13 protein-coding genes are annotated in these 15,943 nt (G+C 72.9%); 10 read left to right on the forward strand and 3 right to left on the reverse strand.

The window, feature by feature from the left end:
• Positions 1 to 146 precede the first annotated feature (146 nt).
• From pdhA (ABZX30_RS06740) to ABZX30_RS06765, 6 genes are all read left to right on the forward strand, one after another.
• Positions 147 to 1,283, forward strand: coding sequence for a pyruvate dehydrogenase (acetyl-transferring) E1 component subunit alpha (pdhA, locus tag ABZX30_RS06740; RefSeq protein WP_355929696.1), 1,137 nt, complete (start codon positions 147 to 149; stop codon positions 1,281 to 1,283).
• Positions 1,280 to 2,284, forward strand: a complete 1,005-nt coding sequence (locus ABZX30_RS06745; RefSeq protein ID WP_355929699.1) for an alpha-ketoacid dehydrogenase subunit beta — start codon at positions 1,280 to 1,282, stop codon at positions 2,282 to 2,284. Before pdhA (ABZX30_RS06740) ends, ABZX30_RS06745 begins: the two co-directional genes overlap by 4 nt.
• Positions 2,284 to 3,564 carry a dihydrolipoamide acetyltransferase family protein gene (locus tag ABZX30_RS06750; protein ID WP_355929702.1) on the forward strand — a complete coding sequence of 427 codons (1,281 nt, stop codon included), beginning with the start codon at positions 2,284 to 2,286 and terminating at the stop codon, positions 3,562 to 3,564. Before ABZX30_RS06745 ends, ABZX30_RS06750 begins: the two co-directional genes overlap by 1 nt.
• Positions 3,565 to 3,610: 46 nt before the next feature.
• Positions 3,611 to 4,495, forward strand: coding sequence for an NTP transferase domain-containing protein (locus ABZX30_RS06755; protein WP_355929704.1), 885 nt, complete (start codon positions 3,611 to 3,613; stop codon positions 4,493 to 4,495).
• The gene (locus tag ABZX30_RS06760) at positions 4,492 to 5,889 is read left to right on the forward strand and encodes a molybdopterin molybdotransferase MoeA (protein WP_355929707.1); all 1,398 of its coding nucleotides are present in this window, start codon (positions 4,492 to 4,494) and stop codon (positions 5,887 to 5,889) included. The genes ABZX30_RS06755 and ABZX30_RS06760 overlap by 4 nt, the downstream gene beginning before the upstream one ends.
• A 75-nt stretch (positions 5,890 to 5,964) precedes the next feature.
• Entirely contained in the window at positions 5,965 to 6,954 is a 990-nt protein-coding gene (locus ABZX30_RS06765; RefSeq protein ID WP_355929709.1) for an NAD(P)H-quinone oxidoreductase, read from the forward strand.
• A gap of 15 nt (positions 6,955 to 6,969) precedes the next feature.
• Here ABZX30_RS06765 and ABZX30_RS06770 read toward each other — a convergent pair whose 3' ends face one another.
• Positions 6,970 to 7,128, reverse strand: a complete 159-nt coding sequence (locus ABZX30_RS06770) for a hypothetical protein (protein WP_355929712.1) — start codon at positions 7,126 to 7,128, stop codon at positions 6,970 to 6,972.
• Between the two features lie 605 nt (positions 7,129 to 7,733).
• On the opposite strand from ABZX30_RS06770, the gene ABZX30_RS06775 reads away from it, so the two are divergent.
• The gene (locus ABZX30_RS06775; RefSeq protein ID WP_355929715.1) at positions 7,734 to 8,273 is read left to right on the forward strand and encodes a bacterial proteasome activator family protein; all 540 of its coding nucleotides are present in this window, start codon (positions 7,734 to 7,736) and stop codon (positions 8,271 to 8,273) included.
• Positions 8,274 to 8,440: 167 nt separating this feature from the next.
• Here ABZX30_RS06775 and ABZX30_RS06780 read toward each other — a convergent pair whose 3' ends face one another.
• Positions 8,441 to 10,069: a protein kinase gene (locus ABZX30_RS06780; RefSeq protein ID WP_355929717.1), complete on the reverse strand. Its 1,629-nt coding sequence runs from the start codon at positions 10,067 to 10,069 to the stop codon at positions 8,441 to 8,443.
• 345 nt (positions 10,070 to 10,414) lie between these two features.
• On the opposite strand from ABZX30_RS06780, the gene ABZX30_RS06785 reads away from it, so the two are divergent.
• On the forward strand, positions 10,415 to 12,001 hold the full coding sequence (locus tag ABZX30_RS06785) for a protein kinase (RefSeq protein WP_355929720.1): 1,587 nt from the start codon (positions 10,415 to 10,417) through the stop codon (positions 11,999 to 12,001).
• Positions 12,002 to 12,082: 81 nt separating this feature from the next.
• Here the strand turns inward: ABZX30_RS06785 and ABZX30_RS06790 are convergent, their stop codons facing one another.
• On the reverse strand, positions 12,083 to 13,129 hold the full coding sequence (locus ABZX30_RS06790; protein WP_355929722.1) for a phosphotransferase: 1,047 nt from the start codon (positions 13,127 to 13,129) through the stop codon (positions 12,083 to 12,085).
• Positions 13,130 to 13,738: 609 nt separating this feature from the next.
• Between ABZX30_RS06790 and pdhA (ABZX30_RS06795) the strand changes: the two genes are divergently transcribed.
• On the forward strand, positions 13,739 to 14,950 hold the full coding sequence (pdhA, locus tag ABZX30_RS06795; RefSeq protein ID WP_355929725.1) for a pyruvate dehydrogenase (acetyl-transferring) E1 component subunit alpha: 1,212 nt from the start codon (positions 13,739 to 13,741) through the stop codon (positions 14,948 to 14,950).
• A gap of 2 nt (positions 14,951 to 14,952) precedes the next feature.
• Positions 14,953 to 15,939, forward strand: a complete 987-nt coding sequence (locus ABZX30_RS06800) for an alpha-ketoacid dehydrogenase subunit beta (protein ID WP_355929727.1) — start codon at positions 14,953 to 14,955, stop codon at positions 15,937 to 15,939.
• Positions 15,940 to 15,943 lie beyond the last annotated feature (4 nt).

The raw sequence follows: 15,943 nt of genomic DNA on the forward strand, positions 1-15,943 counted from the left end.
TGCGTTCATTCCAGGCTGTGGAGAACCGTTTGTCCACAGCCTCGGGGGCCCCGTAGCCAAAATGTGTCGGCGACCGAACAATCGGTAGGTGAGGCGGGTCACCGACGACGCGCCTCCCGTAGCCGCTCCCACGAGGAGGTGCCGTCATGACGGTCATGGAGCAGCGGGGCGCGTACCGGCCATCGCCGCCGCCCGCTTGGCAGCCCCGTACCGATCCCGCGCCGCTGCTGCCGGACCCCGAGCCGTACCGCGTCCTCGGCACCGAGGCGGCCGCCGAGGCCGACCCGGAGCTGCTGCGCCGGCTCTACGCCCACCTGGTGCGCGGGCGCCGGTACAACACGCAGGCCACCGCCCTCACCAAACAGGGCCGCCTCGCCGTCTACCCCTCCAGCACCGGCCAGGAGGCCTGCGAGGTCGCCGCCGCGCTCGCCCTGGAGGAACAGGACTGGCTCTTCCCCAGCTACCGCGACACGCTCGCCGCCGTGGCCCGCGGCGTGGACCCCGTCGAGGCCCTCACCCTGCTGCGCGGCGACTGGCACACCGGCTACGACCCCTACGAGCACCGGGTCGCCCCGCTGAGCACGCCGCTCGCCACCCAGCTCCCGCACGCCGTCGGCCTCGCCCACGCCGCCCGCCTCAAGGGCGACGACGTGGTCGCCCTCGCCCTGGTCGGGGACGGCGGCACCAGTGAGGGCGACTTCCACGAGGCGCTGAACTTCGCCGCCGTCTGGCGGGCCCCGGTCGTCTTCCTGGTCCAGAACAACGGCTTCGCCATCTCCGTACCGCTCGCCAAGCAGACCGCCGCCCCCTCCCTGGCCCACAAGGCCGTCGGCTACGGCATGCCGGGCCGCCTGGTCGACGGCAACGACGCGGCCGCCGTGCACGAGGTCCTCAGCGACGCCGTGCGGCACGCGCGCGCCGGCGGCGGCCCCACGCTGGTCGAGGCGGTCACCTACCGCATCGACGCCCACACCAACGCCGACGACGCCACCCGCTACCGCGGCGACGCCGAGGTCGAGACCTGGCGCGGCCACGACCCCGTACATCTGCTGGAGCACGAGCTGACCGAACGCGGCCTCCTCGACGAGGACGGCGTACGGGCCGCGCGCGAGGACGCCGAGGCGATGGCCGCCGACCTGCGCGAGCGCATGAACCGGGACGCGGAACTCGACCCCATGGACCTCTTCGCCCACGTGTACGCCGAGCCCACCCCGCAGCTGCGGGAGCAGCGCGACCTGCTGCGGGCCGAGCTGGAGGCCGAGCAGGAAGGCGGTCACCGATGACCACCGTGGCCGTCAAGCCCGCCACCATGGCGCAGGCCCTCACGCGCGCGCTGCGCGACGCGATGGCCGCCGACCCCGCCGTGCACGTCATGGGCGAGGACGTCGGCACCCTCGGTGGCGTCTTCCGGGTCACCGACGGGCTCGCCGAGGAGTTCGGCGAGGACCGCTGCACGGATACGCCGCTCGCCGAGGCCGGCATCCTCGGCACCGCGGTCGGCATGGCGATGTACGGCCTGCGCCCGGTCGTGGAGATGCAGTTCGACGCGTTCGCGTACCCCGCCTTCGAGCAGCTGGTCAGCCACGTCTCGCGGATGCGCAACCGTACCCGCGGCCGGATGCCCCTGCCGATCACCGTCCGCGTCCCCTACGGCGGCGGCATCGGGGGTGTCGAGCACCACAGCGACTCCTCCGAGGCGTACTACATGGCGACTCCGGGGCTCCATGTCGTCACGCCCGCCACCGTCGCCGACGCCTACGGGCTGCTGCGCGCCGCCATCGCCTCCGACGACCCGGTCGTCTTCCTCGAACCCAAGCGGCTGTACTGGTCGAAGGACTCCTGGAACCCGCAGGACCCGCAGCCCGCCGAGCCGATCGGCCGCGCGGTGGTGCGGCGCGCGGGCCGCAGTGCCACGCTGATCACCTACGGGCCGTCCGTGCCCGTCTGCCTCGAGGCCGCTGAGGCGGCCCGCGCCGAGGGCTGGGACCTCGAAGTCGTCGACCTGCGGTCCCTGGTGCCGTTCGACGACGAGACGGTCGCCGCGTCGGTGCGGCGCACCGGGCGTGCGGTCGTCGTGCACGAGTCGGGCGGGTTCGGCGGACCGGGCGGCGAGATCGCGGCCCGGGTCACGGAGCGCTGCTTCCACCATCTGGAGGCGCCGGTACTGCGCGTGGCCGGGTTCGACATCCCCTACCCGCCGCCGATGCTGGAGCGGCACCACCTGCCCGGCGTCGACCGGATCCTGGACGCCGTGGCGCGTCTGCAATGGGAGGCCGAGGGCTGATGGCACAGGTGCTCGAGTTCAAGCTCCCCGACCTGGGGGAGGGCCTGACCGAGGCCGAGATCGTCCGCTGGCTGGTCCAGGTCGGCGACGTCGTCGCCGTCGACCAGCCGGTCGTCGAGGTGGAGACGGCCAAGGCGATGGTCGAGGTCCCCTGCCCGTACGGCGGTGTGGTCACCGCCCGCTTCGGCGAGGAGGGCACGGAGCTTCCGGTGGGCGCGCCGCTGCTGACGGTGGCGGTGGGCCCACCGGCCGACGGCGGGAACACCGGGGGATCGGGCAACGTCCTGGTCGGCTACGGCACCTCGGAGGCGCCGGCGCGGCGTCGGAGGGTGCGGTCGGTCGCCGCCGACGGGACGGCCAGGAGCACGGCTTCGGCACCGCCCGCCCCCGCGCCCGTCGCCGGCCCGGTCCCCGTGATCTCGCCGCTGGTGCGCCGGCTCGCCCGCGAGGGCGGCCTCGACCTGCGGCAGCTGTCCGGGTCCGGACCCGACGGGCTGATCCTGCGGGCCGACGTCGAGAACGCCCTGCGAGGCAAGGCCGCCCCCGCCCCCGTGGCGCAGGAGACACCCGCCCCGGCCCCCGCCGTCCGCGACGGCGTCCGCATCCCCCTCAAGGGCGTCCGCGGTGCCGTCGCCGACAAGCTCTCCCGCAGCCGACGGGAGATCCCGGACGCCACCTGCTGGGTCGCCGCGGACGCGACCGAACTCCTGCGCGCGCGAGCCGCGATGAACGCGGGCACGGGGCCGAAGATCTCCCTGCTCGCGCTGCTCGCCCGCATCTGCACCGCGGCCCTGGCCCGGTACCCCGAGCTGAACTCCTACGTCGACACCGAAGCCCGCGAGGTCGTCCGGCTCGACCACCTCCACCTCGGGTTCGCCGCCCAGACCGAACGCGGGCTGGTGGTGCCGGTCGTCCGGGACGCGCACGGACGCGATGCCGAGTCCCTCGGCGCCGAGTTCGCACGGCTGACCGACGCCGCCCGGTCCGGGACCCTGACGCCCGGAGAACTCACCGGCGGCACCTTCACGTTGAACAACTACGGAGTCTTCGGCGTCGACGGCTCCACCCCGATCATCAACCACCCCGAGGCGGCCATGCTCGGTGTCGGCCGCATCGTGCCCAAGCCGTGGGTGCACGAGGGCGAGCTGGCCGTGCGGCAGGTCGTCCAGCTGTCGCTCACCTTCGACCACCGGGTGTGCGACGGCGGCACGGCGGGCGGTTTCCTGCGGTACGTGGCGGACTGCGTGGAACAGCCGGCGGTGCTGCTGCGCACCCTGTGACATGGGCGAGGCCCGGAAGAAGGGGCGCACAGGACATACTCGGGAGGTGACCGACCACGCCCCCGCCGCCGTGCCGTACGACGCCGTCGTGCTCGCCGGCGGTGCCGCGCGGCGGCTCGGCGGGGCGGACAAGCCGGGGGTGCGGGTCGGCGGGCGGCCCCTGCTCGACCGGGTGCTCGCGGCCTGCGCCGACGCGGCCACGACCGTCGTCGTGGCCGACCCCCGGCCCACCGCCCGCCCGGTGCGGTGGGCCCGCGAGGAGCCCCCCGGCGCGGGGCCGGTCGCCGCGCTGGACGCCGGGCTGCGGCACACCGGGGCGGAGCAAGTCGTCCTGCTCTCCGCCGACCTGCCGTTCCTCGAAGCGCCCACCGTACGGCGGCTGCTGACAGCCCTGCGCACCACCGCCGCCGAGGGCGTGCTGCTCACCGACGCGGACGGACGCGACCAGCCGCTGGTGGCCGCGTACCGCACGGCCGCGCTGCGCCGCGAGCTGGCCACGCTCACCGGCGCTCACGGCGGTCTCACCGGGCTGCCCCTGCGCCGGCTGACCGGTGCGCTCGACCTCACCCGCGTCCCGGACCCGGTCGCCTCGTTCGACTGCGACACCTGGGACGACATCGCCGCCGCCAGGGCACGCATCAGGGAGCATGGGCACGTGTTGGATGAATGGATCTCCGCAGTCAAGGACGAACTGGGCATCGACCTGGACGTCGACACCGGCGCCCTGCTCGACCTCGCCCGTGACGCCGCGCACGGCGTGGCCCGGCCCGCCGCACCCCTGACCACCTTCCTCGTCGGCTACGCCGCCGCCCGCAGCGGTGGAGGCCCCGAGGCCGTCGCCGAGGCCGCCCGGAAGGCCGCGGCACTGGCCCTGCGCTGGGAGGAAGAGAACAGCCCAGCCCAGCCCGCCCCAGGCCCGGACGCCGGATGACCGCCCGCGCCACCCGGACCGGCGGGCGTGCGGAGTACGCCGAGGAAACAGACGACCTCGACGTAGAGGAGGCGCTCGCCCTCGTGAGGGAACCCCGCGCGGACAACGGCCCCGACACCGGCGGCTCCACCCGCGGCGGCCAGGTCCCCGCGCCCGCCGCCCAGGAGGGGCACGCCTCCGACGACCGTCACCACAAGGCCGTCCCCTGGCCCCAGGCCCGCGAGACCGCGGCCCGCGCGGTCCGGACCGGCGCTCGCCGCGCCCCGGTCACGGTCCCCGTCGCGGACGCCCTCGGCCTGGTCCTGGCCGCCCCCCTCACCGCCCTCACCGACCTGCCCTCCTTCGACACCTCTGCGATGGACGGCTGGGCCGTGGCGGGCCCGGGCCCCTGGGACGTCCGGGAGGAGGGCGTGCTGGCCGGTCACGGCCCCGCCGAGCCGCTGACGGACGGAGAGGCGGTACGGATCGCCACCGGCGCCCGCATCCCGCCGGACACCACCGCCGTCCTGCGCAGCGAGCACGGCCGCACCGACGCCAAGGGCCGACTGCACCCCACCCGCGACATGGGTCACGGCCAGGACATCCGCCCGCGCGGCCAGGAGTGCCGCAGCGGCGACCAACTGCTGCCCGTCGGCACCCTGGTCACCCCCGCCGTCCTGGGGCTCGCGGCCGCCGCCGGATACGACACCGTCACCGCCGTCCCCCGCCCCCGTGCCGAAGTGCTGGTTCTCGGCGACGAGCTGCTCACCGAGGGTCTCCCGTGCGACGGGCTCATCCGTGACGCGCTCGGCCCGATGCTCCCGCCCTGGCTGCGCGCCTTGGGCGCCGACGTCACCCGGGTGCGCCGGCTCGGCGACGACGCCAGGGCCCTGCACAAGGCCGTCACCTCGTCCGACGCCGACCTCATCGTCACCACCGGTGGCACCGCCTCCGGTCCCGTCGACCACGTCCACCCCACCCTGCGCCGCATCGGTGCCGAACTCCTCGTCGACGGCGTCAAGGTGCGTCCCGGCCACCCCATGCTGCTGGCCCGCACCAAGGACGGACAGCACCTGGTCGGCCTGCCCGGAAACCCCCTGGCGGCCGTCTCCGGACTGCTCACACTCGCCGAGCCCCTGCTGCGGACCCTCGCCGCGCGTCCGGCTCCCGAGCCGTACACGCTGCCGTTGAAGGAGGCGGTGCACGGGCATCCGTACGACACCCGTCTCATCCCCGTCGTGCTGCGCGGGGATCATGCCGTAGCGCTGCACTACAACGGCCCGGCGATGCTGCGCGGGATCGCCGCCGCCGACGCGCTCGCGGTCGTACCGCCGGGCGGTGCCCGTCAGGGACAGGAGACGGAACTGCTCGACCTGCCGTGGGCCGCCGCGGGGATCGGGGTGTGTTTCACGTGAAACCCCGGGACCGCGCCGGCCGCGACCGCGCGGCCCTCGTCTGCCCGCTCCGCGGCGAGGAGTAGCGTCGCCGGCATGTATGCGATCACGATTCCCGAACCCGGTGGGCCCGAGGCGCTGGTCTGGGACGAAGTCCCCGATCCGGTGCCCGGCGAAGGCGAAGTGCTGGTCGAGGTGGTGGCCGGTGCCGTCAACCGTGCCGACGTCCTGCAGCGGCAGGGCTACTACGACCCGCCTCCCGGTGCGTCCGCGTACCCGGGCCTCGAATGCTCCGGCCGGATCACCGCCCTGGGCCCCGGCGTCGCCGGCTGGTCGGTCGGCGACGAGGTGTGCGCGCTGCTCGCGGGCGGCGGGTACGCCGAGAAGGTCGTCGTTCCGGCCGGGCAGCTGCTGCCCGTGCCCGAGGGTGTCGGTCTGAAGCAGGCCGCGGCGCTGCCGGAGGTGGCCTGCACCGTCTGGTCGAACGTCTTCATGGTCGCCCATCTGCGTCCGGACGAGACCCTGCTCGTGCACGGGGGCTCCAGCGGCATCGGCACGATGGCGATCCAGCTCGCCAAGGCGGCCGGAGCCAAGGTCGCCGTCACGGCCGGCACCAAGGAGAAGCTGGACTTCTGCGCCGGGCTGGGCGCCGACATCCTGATCAACTACCGCGAGCAGGACTTCGTCGCCGAGGTGAAGGAGGCCACGGGCGGCGCGGGTGCCGACGTCATCCTCGACAACATGGGCGCCAAGTACCTGGACCGCAACATCAAGGCCCTCGCCGTCAACGGCCGGCTCGCCGTCATCGGCCTCCAGGGCGGAGCCAAGGCGGAGCTGAACCTGGGCGTGCTGCTCGCCAAGCGGGCCGCGATCAGCGCGACCTCGCTGCGCGCCCGTCCGCTCGGCGAGAAGGCGGCCATCGTCGCGGCCGTACGCGAGCACGTCTGGCCGCTGCTCGCCGACGGCCACGTCCGGCCCGTCATCGACCGCGAACTCCCGATGCCCGAGGCGGCCGAGGCCCACCGGGTCATGGAGGCGAGCGGCCACATCGGCAAGGTGCTCCTGGTGGTGCCCGAGCGGAGCTGAGGACGGGCCGCGAGCCTAACCGCGCCGCACCCGCAGTCCCACGAACGCCAGCCCCAGGCCCATCCCGATGAGGACCAGCCCGCTGCCGAGCGGCAGGATCCGCACGAAGGGCCCGGCGTCCTCGCCGCCCTCGGCGACGGCCCGGCCGGGGGCCCGCGGCGGCGCGGAGGGCACCTGGTCGGACTGTCCCGGCGACTCGGATGCGACGGGGGGCTCCGTGCCGCCGTCCTGCGGCTCCTGCGCGTCTCCCGCCTCGTCCCGCGGGTCCCTGTCCCGCGGATCCCTGTCCCGCGGGTCCCTGCCCTGCGGGTCCCTGTCCCGCGGGTCCCTGTCCTGGGCGGAGACGGTGTCGTCGTCACCCTCGACCTCCGCGGGGGGCGCCTGCGGCCGACCGGGCCGCTGGCGCCCTTCACCGGCCCGGCTGCCGGCCCGGGAGGGACTGGCGGAGGGCGAGGTAGAGCCGCCGGGGGCGGGGGAACGCGTGGCAGAGCCCGAGAGCGTGGGCTGGGCGCCGTATGACGCGGTGGCGCCACACGGCAGGACGACCGCCGCGAGAAGGAGCGGCAGTGGTGCCACGCGGAGTGTGAAGTGCAGCCATGGACTCACGTCGGTGACCTCCCGAGCCCAGTCGGCAAGACCGTCGCCGACAAGCCTCACATTCGCCTGTCAACGAGGCATTCCGGATTGCTCCGGAGGGTCTACGGCGGATCGAAACGGTGGATCAGCGGCGCCGGGGGGCACCACGGTGATGAGGTGTACACGTGCGAGAGAATGGCGGCATGGAGATGCCGAGGAACGATAGGTCGCCGGAGAACCCGCAGATCCTGGTCGTGGGCCAGGACGGAATGGCGCTCGGCGGCGGTGGGGACGAGGACTCCCGTGAGATTCCGGTGACGGAGCAGGTGGAGCAGCCCGCGAAGGTCATGCGGATCGGCAGCATGATCAAGCAGCTGCTGGAGGAGGTCCGGGCCGCGCCCCTGGACGAGGCCAGCCGGGTCCGGCTCAAGGACATCCACGCCAGCTCGGTGAAGGAGCTGGAGGACGGCCTGGCGCCGGAGCTCGTCGAGGAGCTGGAGCGGCTCTCCCTGCCCTTCACCGACGAGGTGACCCCCAGTGACGCGGAACTGCGGATCGCGCAGGCCCAGTTGGTGGGCTGGCTGGAGGGGCTCTTCCACGGGATCCAGACGACCCTGTTCGCCCAGCAGATGGCCGCGCGGGCCCAGCTGGAGCAGATGCGCCGCGCCCTGCCGCCGGGCATGAGCCACGAAGGCGCCGACGACCCCCGTGCGGGCGGCCGTACGGGCGGCCCGTACCTGTAGGTCCGCGCGCCACCCCTCAGGACACCTCAGCACACAAGGTCAGCACACCTCAGCACAAAGGGCCCGGCACTCCCGCCGGGCCCTTTCCGATGCGCTCAGCCGCTCAGCCGCTCAGCCGCTCAGCCGCTCAGCCGCGCAGCCGCTCAGCGGCTCAGCGGCTCAGCGGCTCAGCCGCTCGCCGGGTTGCCGGTCGAGACCTTGATCTCGATCTCCGGCATGTCCTTGGGGTCGACGTCCGTGCCGGCGGTCGGGAACTGCCCCATGACCGTGCCCTCGCCGTAGGTGTTCTCGTCGACCTTGACTTCCTTCATCTCCCAGCCGGCGGCCTGGAAGCACGCCTTGACCGACTTGATGTACTTGAACTTGAAGTCCGGGATCTGGATCTTGTCCGGGTCGTCGTAGGACTCGTCCGGCTCCGTGCACGCGCTCGTCTCGATCGTCTTCGAGGTGTCCGGCCCGCGGTAGCCCTCCGCGTGGGAGGGCGAGGCCAGGGTGCTCGAGGCGCCGCCCTCGGCGTCATGGTGGCTGCCGCTGGTGTTCAGCACCAGGGCGACGACCAGACCGACCACCGCGACCAGGGACACCGCGATCGAACCGATGACCACCGGCCGGTTGCCCCTGCCGCCGCCCGGCCCGGAGGACTGCACGGAGGTCTGGGGCGTGATGTTGTACGAGGGCGGGGTGGCGGGCGCCTGCTGCCCGTAGCCCATCACCGGCGTCTGGTAGCCGCCCTGCTGGGGATAGCCGTACGACGGGGTGCCGTAGGGCGCCGGGGCCGGAGCCGGCTGGTACGGCGTGTGCACGGGTCCGGTGGGCACCGGGGCCGCCCGGTCGACCGGCGGGAACACCGCGGAGCCGACGCCCGCGCCGCTCTGTGTCGGGCCGGCGCCGGGCACGATGCTCGGCGCCGCCGTCTGCAGGGAGGCGGCGACGCGCAGGCACTCGTCGCGCATGGACTCGGCGGTCGGGAAGCGCTCGTTCGGGTTCTTCTTCAGCGCGCGGGCGATCAGCGCGTCCACCGCGGGCGGCAGGGAACGGTTGATCGAGGAGGGAGCCACCGGCTCCTCCTGCACATGCGCGTAGGCGATCGCCAGCGGCGAGTCCGCGTCGAACGGCAGCCGCCCGGTGACCAGCTGGAACAGCATGATGCCGACCGAGTACAGGTCGGAACGGGCGTCCACGCCCCGGCCGAGGGCCTGCTCCGGCGACAGGTACTGCGGGGTGCCGACGACCATGCCGGTCTGCGTCATGGAGGTGACGCCGGACTGCATGGCGCGGGCGATGCCGAAGTCCATCACCTTGACGACGCCGCGCTTGGTCATCATCACGTTGCCCGGCTTGATGTCCCGGTGGACCAGGCCCATCTCGTGGCTGATCTCCAGCGCGGCCAGCACATCGGCGGTGATCTTCAGCGCCTTGTCGGCGGGCATCGCGCCGCACTGCCGGATGTCCTCCTCGAGGACCGAGCCCAGCGGGCGGCCCTCGACGAACTCCATGACGATGTACGGGGTGGTCATCCCGTCGAGGGAGTCCTCACCCGTGTCGAAGACCGAGACGATGTTGGTGTGCGTGAGCTTGGCCACCGCCTGGGCCTCGCGGCGGAAGCGCTCGCGGAAGGCCTGTTCCCGCCCCAGCTCGGTGTGCAGCGTCTTGATCGCGACCTGACGGTCCAGCACGGCGTCGTACGCCAGGTGCACCGACGCCATGCCGCCTTCGCCGAGCAAGTCGCGCAGCTGGTAGCGGCCACCGGCGAGAGCCTGCCCCGCGTACCGGCCCTGTGCGCCGTCCTGGCTCATGTTCTGCGTCCCCCATAGGCGCGGTGACCGTACAGCCGGTGACCGTGAAGCCGGTGATCCAATGTGCTATTCCCGGCCAAGTCTGCCCCAGGGCGGTGACACGTCAAGCGTGGTGCCCGTTCCGTGACCGTACGCGAAAGAAGCGTCGCGGAAGCGTTACAGCGGGCGTACGCCCGGTACACAGAATTTGCACGACAGCGCGTGCTACAGGTTTCATGGCCGGTCCGTCACGGGCCGGTCCCGGAGACGATCCCGGACCGGAGGCTTGCGCGGAGGCTGTAGCGTGGCCGACGGAGACCGTGACAACACCGCGCGCACCGCGGGCAGAAACGACGGCGAGGACCGATGGCACAGACGCACAGCGCCCAGGGCCCGTCCGACCCCGAGGCGACTGGCGGCGGCATGTCAGACGCGCCGGAGATGTGGGGCAACGGAGGGCTCGTCGGCGACGGCCGGTACCGGCTGACCCACCGGCTCGGGCGGGGCGGTATGGCCGAGGTGTTCGCGGCGGAGGACGTACGCCTGGGCCGGACGGTCGCGGTGAAGCTGCTCCGCGCCGATCTGGCCGAGGACCCGGTCTCCAAGGCCCGCTTCACCCGCGAGGCACAGTCGGTGGCCGGGCTCAACCACCACGCGATCGTCGCCGTGTACGACTCCGGCGAGGACTTCGTGGGCGGCCAGTCCGTGCCGTACATCGTGATGGAGCTGGTCGAGGGCCGCACCATCCGCGACCTGCTGCTCAACGCGGAGGCGCCGGGCCCCGAGCAGGCCCTGATCATCGTCTCCGGCGTGCTGGAGGCGCTGGCCTACTCGCACCAGCACGGCATCGTGCACCGCGACATCAAGCCCGCCAACGTCATCATCACCCACAACGGCGCCGTCAAGGTGATGGACTTCGGCATCGCCCGCGCCCTGCACGGCGCGTCCACGACGATGACGCAGACCGGCATGGTCATGGGCACCCCGCAGTACCTCTCCCCGGAGCAGGCGCTCGGCAAGGCCGTCGACCACCGCTCCGACCTGTACGCGACGGGCTGTCTGCTGTACGAACTCCTCGCGCTGCGGCCCCCCTTCACCGGTGAGACCCCGCTGTCGGTGGTCTACCAGCACGTCCAGGACATCCCGGTGCCGCCGTCGCAGACCTCGGAGGGCAGCTGCCCGCCGGAGCTCGACGGCCTCGTCATGCGCTCCCTCGCCAAGGAGCCGGACGACCGTTTCCAGACGGCCGAGGAGATGCGCGGGCTGGTCCAGTACGCGCTGCAGATGCTGTACGACCAGGGCGGGCACACCGGCACCTGGAACACCGGTCCGGTGGGCGTGCACGACGGCCGGCACACCCCGGCGGCCGGTTTCGCCGGTACGACCGTCATGCCGCACCCCGCGGACGCCTCGGGCACCACGCAGATCCCGCAGACGATCCTGCCCGCCGGGTACGGCAACGGTGACGACGGCGGGTTCGAGGGGCACGGCAACAGGGGCAGCGGCCGCGGCAAGCTGTGGATCCTGGCCGTGCTCGCGGTGATCGCCATCGCGGCCGGCGTGGCGCTGGCGATGCAGCACAAGGGGACCGGCAGCGGCGGTCCGAGCACCGACAAGTCGCCGAGCAGCACCCACGCCACCAAGGACGGGCACAAGACCGCGAGCCCGTCCGAGGAGCCCACCGACGAGCCCACCGACACCTCCACGGACGACAATGCGGACACCGGTACCGGCGGGAACTGGCAGCCCTCGTCGCCCACGCCGTCGTCCACCCCGTCCGAGACGGCCTCCAGCGACCCGACCGACGAGCCGACGGACCCCGGCACCACGGCGGAGCCGTCGGACCCGGGGACCGCGACCCAGACGCAGCCGACGGATCCGGGCACGGACCCGGGTACCGGTACCGCGGACGGGGGAGTCACGGACGGTGGCATCGGCGGCGGCGGTCCTTGAAGGACACCTGCGCCGACCGTCCTGGGCGGCGCGAGGTCCGGCTGAGCCGCGGTGGGCCGAGCCGCGGCAGGCCCGGCGGCGTCACTGCTCCACGAACGCGTCGCACACCGCGTCGTACTCCCGCGTCCACCACACGGCGAGCGCCGAGGCCGCCGGGAACTGCGGGTCGGCGCGGGTGTCGCCGCGTTCGTAGTGCCAGCGCAGCATCCAGAAGTCGTTGAGGCGCTCCCACCACACGCGGTGCACCGCCGCCGCCAGCTCCGAGGGCGTGGCCCCGGCGGCGCGCCGGTACGCGCGCGCGTAGGCCCGTACTTTCGGCAGGTCGAGGGCGCCCGTGGGCCCTACGAAGAAGATCGCGGCGGCGCGGACGGCCTCCTCCGCGCGGGGCTGCACGCCGAGCCGGTCCCAGTCGACGATCGCGGCGGGAGCATCCCCCTTGTAGAGCAGGTTGAAGGGGTGGAAGTCGCCGTGCACCCAGCCCACCGGGCCGCCGCGCGGCGGGCGCCGGTCGGCGTGCTGCTCCAGCAGTTCCCGGCGTTCCAGGAGCCGGTGGCGGGCCAGCTCGTCGAAGGCGTCGGACGGGCGGTGGCGGCGGACGTGGGCGAGCAGGTCGTCGATGAGGGCGAAGGTGTCGGCGGGGTCGGCGCTCTTCACGGGATGGGGGCTCGTGGCGGGGCGCGTGCGTCCCTTGGGCGGCATCACGCGTTCCAGGCAGGCGTGCACCGCGCCCAGGAGCGCCCCGAGCCGCACGCACTGGCCCGGGGTCAGCTGGCCGCCGTGGCGGTGTCTGCCGTCGATCCAGGGGTGCAGGGCGTAGGCGTGGCCGCCGACGACGGCGACCGTGCGTCCGTCACGGTGCGCGAGCGGCGGGGCGACCGGGACGCCGAGGGCGGCCAGACGCCGGGTGGCGCGGTGCCGGCGTTCGATGGCGGCCGGGTCGGCGGTGTCCGGGTCGAAGTGGTGCTTGAGGAAGTAGTGGCCGCGGGTGGTGCGCAGGCGGTAGCCGCGGTTGAGCAGCCCCTGGTCGACGGGCTCGCAGGTGACGGCGGAACCGGCGGCGTAAAGGCGCAGCAGGGCGTCCAGAGGGGGCGCGTGGGGTACGAGGGGGGGTACACATGAGCGCGGCACGCGGCAGATGGTAGGGCAACGGGAGCCCCCGTGAGCTGGGCCTTGTCACAGAAAGTCGCGGGTGGTCGCTTTCGGTCACCAGTGTGCTCATGTGTGCGTCAGGTGTGCTCATGTGTGCGTCAGGTGTGCGTCAGGTGCGCGGCAGGTGCGCATCAGGTGCCCGTCGGGCGGGTGTCAGGCCCGCGCTGGGCCCGCGTGAACGTGCGCGCCGTGCCTCGGTCGTCCGAAAAGGTGCGTCCGGCCGTACCGGGCGGACGGCCGGACGCGTGACACCGACTCTTCCCGTGACCTGGGTGAGCGGGATAACGTGCCGTTGCTCCGGCCTCCTGCAAGGCTGTGACCAGCGACCTTCCAGTCCGCGTCGATTTACTTGGAAATCCAAGCAAAAACGCAGGTCAGGAGGGGTTTCACAGAATTGTGGCGCACTGGGTAACGTGACCGTTGCAGGGCGCTCGCCGGGGCACCTGTCACGCCTGTTCCCGGCCGAGTGGCACCCACCCCGTGCCCGGTGGCCGAGAACAGGTGAGCCTCCCCCAGGCTCTGAAACGAGCTGGGGGGACCCCCAGGCCGACCGGCAACCCCGGGGGCCGGACCGACGGAGGAGCACACGTGACCGTGGACAGCACTGCCGCGCGCAAGCCGCGACGCAGCGCCGGAAACAAGGCCGGCACCACCGGCACCAAGCGCACCACTCGCACCACCGCTCAGAAGGGCGCCGACCCGGAGCTCGTGCAGCTGCTGACCCCCGAAGGAAAGCGCGTCAAGCACGCCGAGTACGACAAGTACGTCGCCGGCATCACTCCGGAAGAGCTCCGCGGCCTGTACCGCGACATGGTGCTCACCCGCCGCTTCGACGCCGAGGCCACCGCGCTCCAGCGCCAGGGCGAGCTGGGCCTGTGGGCGTCGCTGCTCGGCCAGGAGGCCGCCCAGATCGGCTCCGGCCGCGCCCTGCGCGAGGACGACTACGTCTTCCCGACCTACCGCGAGCACGGCGTCGCCTGGTGCCGCGGGGTCGACCCGACCAACCTGCTGGGCATGTTCCGCGGTGTGAACAACGGCGGCTGGGACCCGAACGGCAACAACTTCCACCTGTACACGATCGTCATCGGCTCCCAGACGCTGCACGCCACCGGCTACGCGATGGGCATCGCCAAGGACGGCGCGGACTCGGCGGTCATCGCCTACTTCGGCGACGGCGCCTCCAGCCAGGGTGACGTAGCCGAATCGTTCACCTTCTCCGCGGTCTACAACGCCCCGGTGGTGTTCTTCTGCCAGAACAACCAGTGGGCGATCTCCGAGCCGACCGAGAAGCAGACCCGCGTCCCGCTCTACCAGCGCGCGCAGGGCTACGGCTTCCCCGGCGTCCGCGTCGACGGCAACGACGTGCTGGCCTGCCTCGCGGTCACCAAGTGGGCGCTGGAGCGTGCCCGCCGCGGCGAGGGCCCCACCCTCGTCGAGGCGTACACGTACCGCATGGGCGCCCACACCACCTCCGACGACCCCACCCGGTACCGGGGGGACGAGGAGCGCCTGTCCTGGGAGGCGAAGGACCCGATCCTGCGCCTCCGCCGCTACCTCGAGGAATCGAACCACGCGGACGAGGGATTCTTCGCGGAACTCGAGAGCGAGAGCGAGACGTTGGGCAAGCGGGTGCGAGAAGCGGTCCGCGCCATGCCGGACCCGGACCACTTCGCCATCTTCGAGAACGTGTACGCGGACGGGCACGCGCTCGTGGACGAGGAGCGCGCCCAGTTCGCCGCCTACCAGGCGTCGTTCGTGACCGAGTCCGAAGGCGGCTTCGCCGCGGGAGAGGGGGCCTGATCATGGCGGAGACGGTGAAGAACCTGCCGGTGGCCAAGGCGATCAACGAGTCGCTGCGGCGTGCCCTGGAGGCGGACCCCAAGGTCATCATCATGGGCGAGGACGTCGGCAAGCTCGGCGGTGTCTTCCGGGTGACCGACGGCCTGCAGAAGGACTTCGGCGAGAGCCGCGTCATCGACACCCCGCTCGCCGAGTCGGGCATCGTCGGTACGGCGATCGGGCTGGCCCTGCGCGGCTACCGCCCGGTGGTGGAGATCCAGTTCGACGGCTTCGTCTTCCCGGCGTACGACCAGATCGTCACGCAGCTCGCGAAGATGCACGCCCGCTCGCTGGGCAAGATCAAGCTCCCGGTCGTCGTGCGCATCCCCTACGGCGGCGGCATCGGCGCGGTGGAGCACCACTCCGAGTCACCGGAGGCGCTGTTCGCTCACGTCGCCGGCCTGAAGGTCGTCTCTCCGTCCAACGCCTCCGACGCCTACTGGATGATGCAGCAGGCCATCCAGAGCGACGACCCGGTGATCTACTTCGAGCCGAAGCGGCGCTACTGGGACCGGGCCGAGGTCAACACCGAGGCGATCCCCGGTCCGCTGCACAAGGCGCGGGTGGTCCGTGAGGGCACCGACCTGACGCTCGCCGCCTACGGTCCGATGGTCAAGCTCTGCCAGGAGGTCGCCGACGCGGCCGCCGAGGAGGGCAAGAACCTGGAGGTCCTGGACCTGCGCTCGGTCTCCCCGCTGGACTTCGACACCATCCAGGCCTCGGTGGAGAAGACCCGCCGCCTGGTCGTGGTCCACGAGGCACCGGTGTTCTTCGGTTCCGGCGCGGAGATCGCCGCCCGGATCACCGAGCGCTGCTTCTATCACCTGGAGGCCCCGGTGCTCAGGGTCGGCGGCTACCACGCCCCGTACCCGCCGGCCCGCCTGGAGGAGGAGTACCTGCCGGGCCTGGACCGGGTGCTCGACGCCGTCGACCGCGCCCTGGCGTACTGAGGAG

It is taken from the genome of Streptomyces sp. NPDC004542, assembly GCF_040610035.1.
In the GTDB taxonomy this organism is placed as follows: Bacteria; Actinomycetota; Actinomycetes; order Streptomycetales; family Streptomycetaceae; genus Streptomyces.

Excerpts from the sequence above, each read along its gene's own strand:
- pdhA (WP_355929696.1), top strand. The coding sequence starts at position 147 with ATGACGGTCATGGAGCAGCGGGGCGCGTACCGGCCATCGCCGCCGCCC.
- ABZX30_RS06745 (WP_355929699.1), top strand. The coding sequence starts at position 1,280 with ATGACCACCGTGGCCGTCAAGCCCGCCACCATGGCGCAGGCCCTCACG.
- ABZX30_RS06760 (WP_355929707.1), top strand. The coding sequence starts at position 4,492 with ATGACCGCCCGCGCCACCCGGACCGGCGGGCGTGCGGAGTACGCCGAG.
- ABZX30_RS06785 (WP_355929720.1), top strand. The coding sequence starts at position 10,415 with ATGGCACAGACGCACAGCGCCCAGGGCCCGTCCGACCCCGAGGCGACT.
- ABZX30_RS06750 (WP_355929702.1), top strand. The coding sequence starts at position 2,284 with ATGGCACAGGTGCTCGAGTTCAAGCTCCCCGACCTGGGGGAGGGCCTG.
- ABZX30_RS06775 (WP_355929715.1), top strand. The coding sequence starts at position 7,734 with ATGGAGATGCCGAGGAACGATAGGTCGCCGGAGAACCCGCAGATCCTG.
- ABZX30_RS06765 (WP_355929709.1), top strand. The coding sequence starts at position 5,965 with ATGTATGCGATCACGATTCCCGAACCCGGTGGGCCCGAGGCGCTGGTC.
- ABZX30_RS06800 (WP_355929727.1), top strand. The coding sequence starts at position 14,953 with ATGGCGGAGACGGTGAAGAACCTGCCGGTGGCCAAGGCGATCAACGAG.
- ABZX30_RS06780 (WP_355929717.1), bottom strand. The coding sequence starts at position 10,069 with ATGAGCCAGGACGGCGCACAGGGCCGGTACGCGGGGCAGGCTCTCGCC.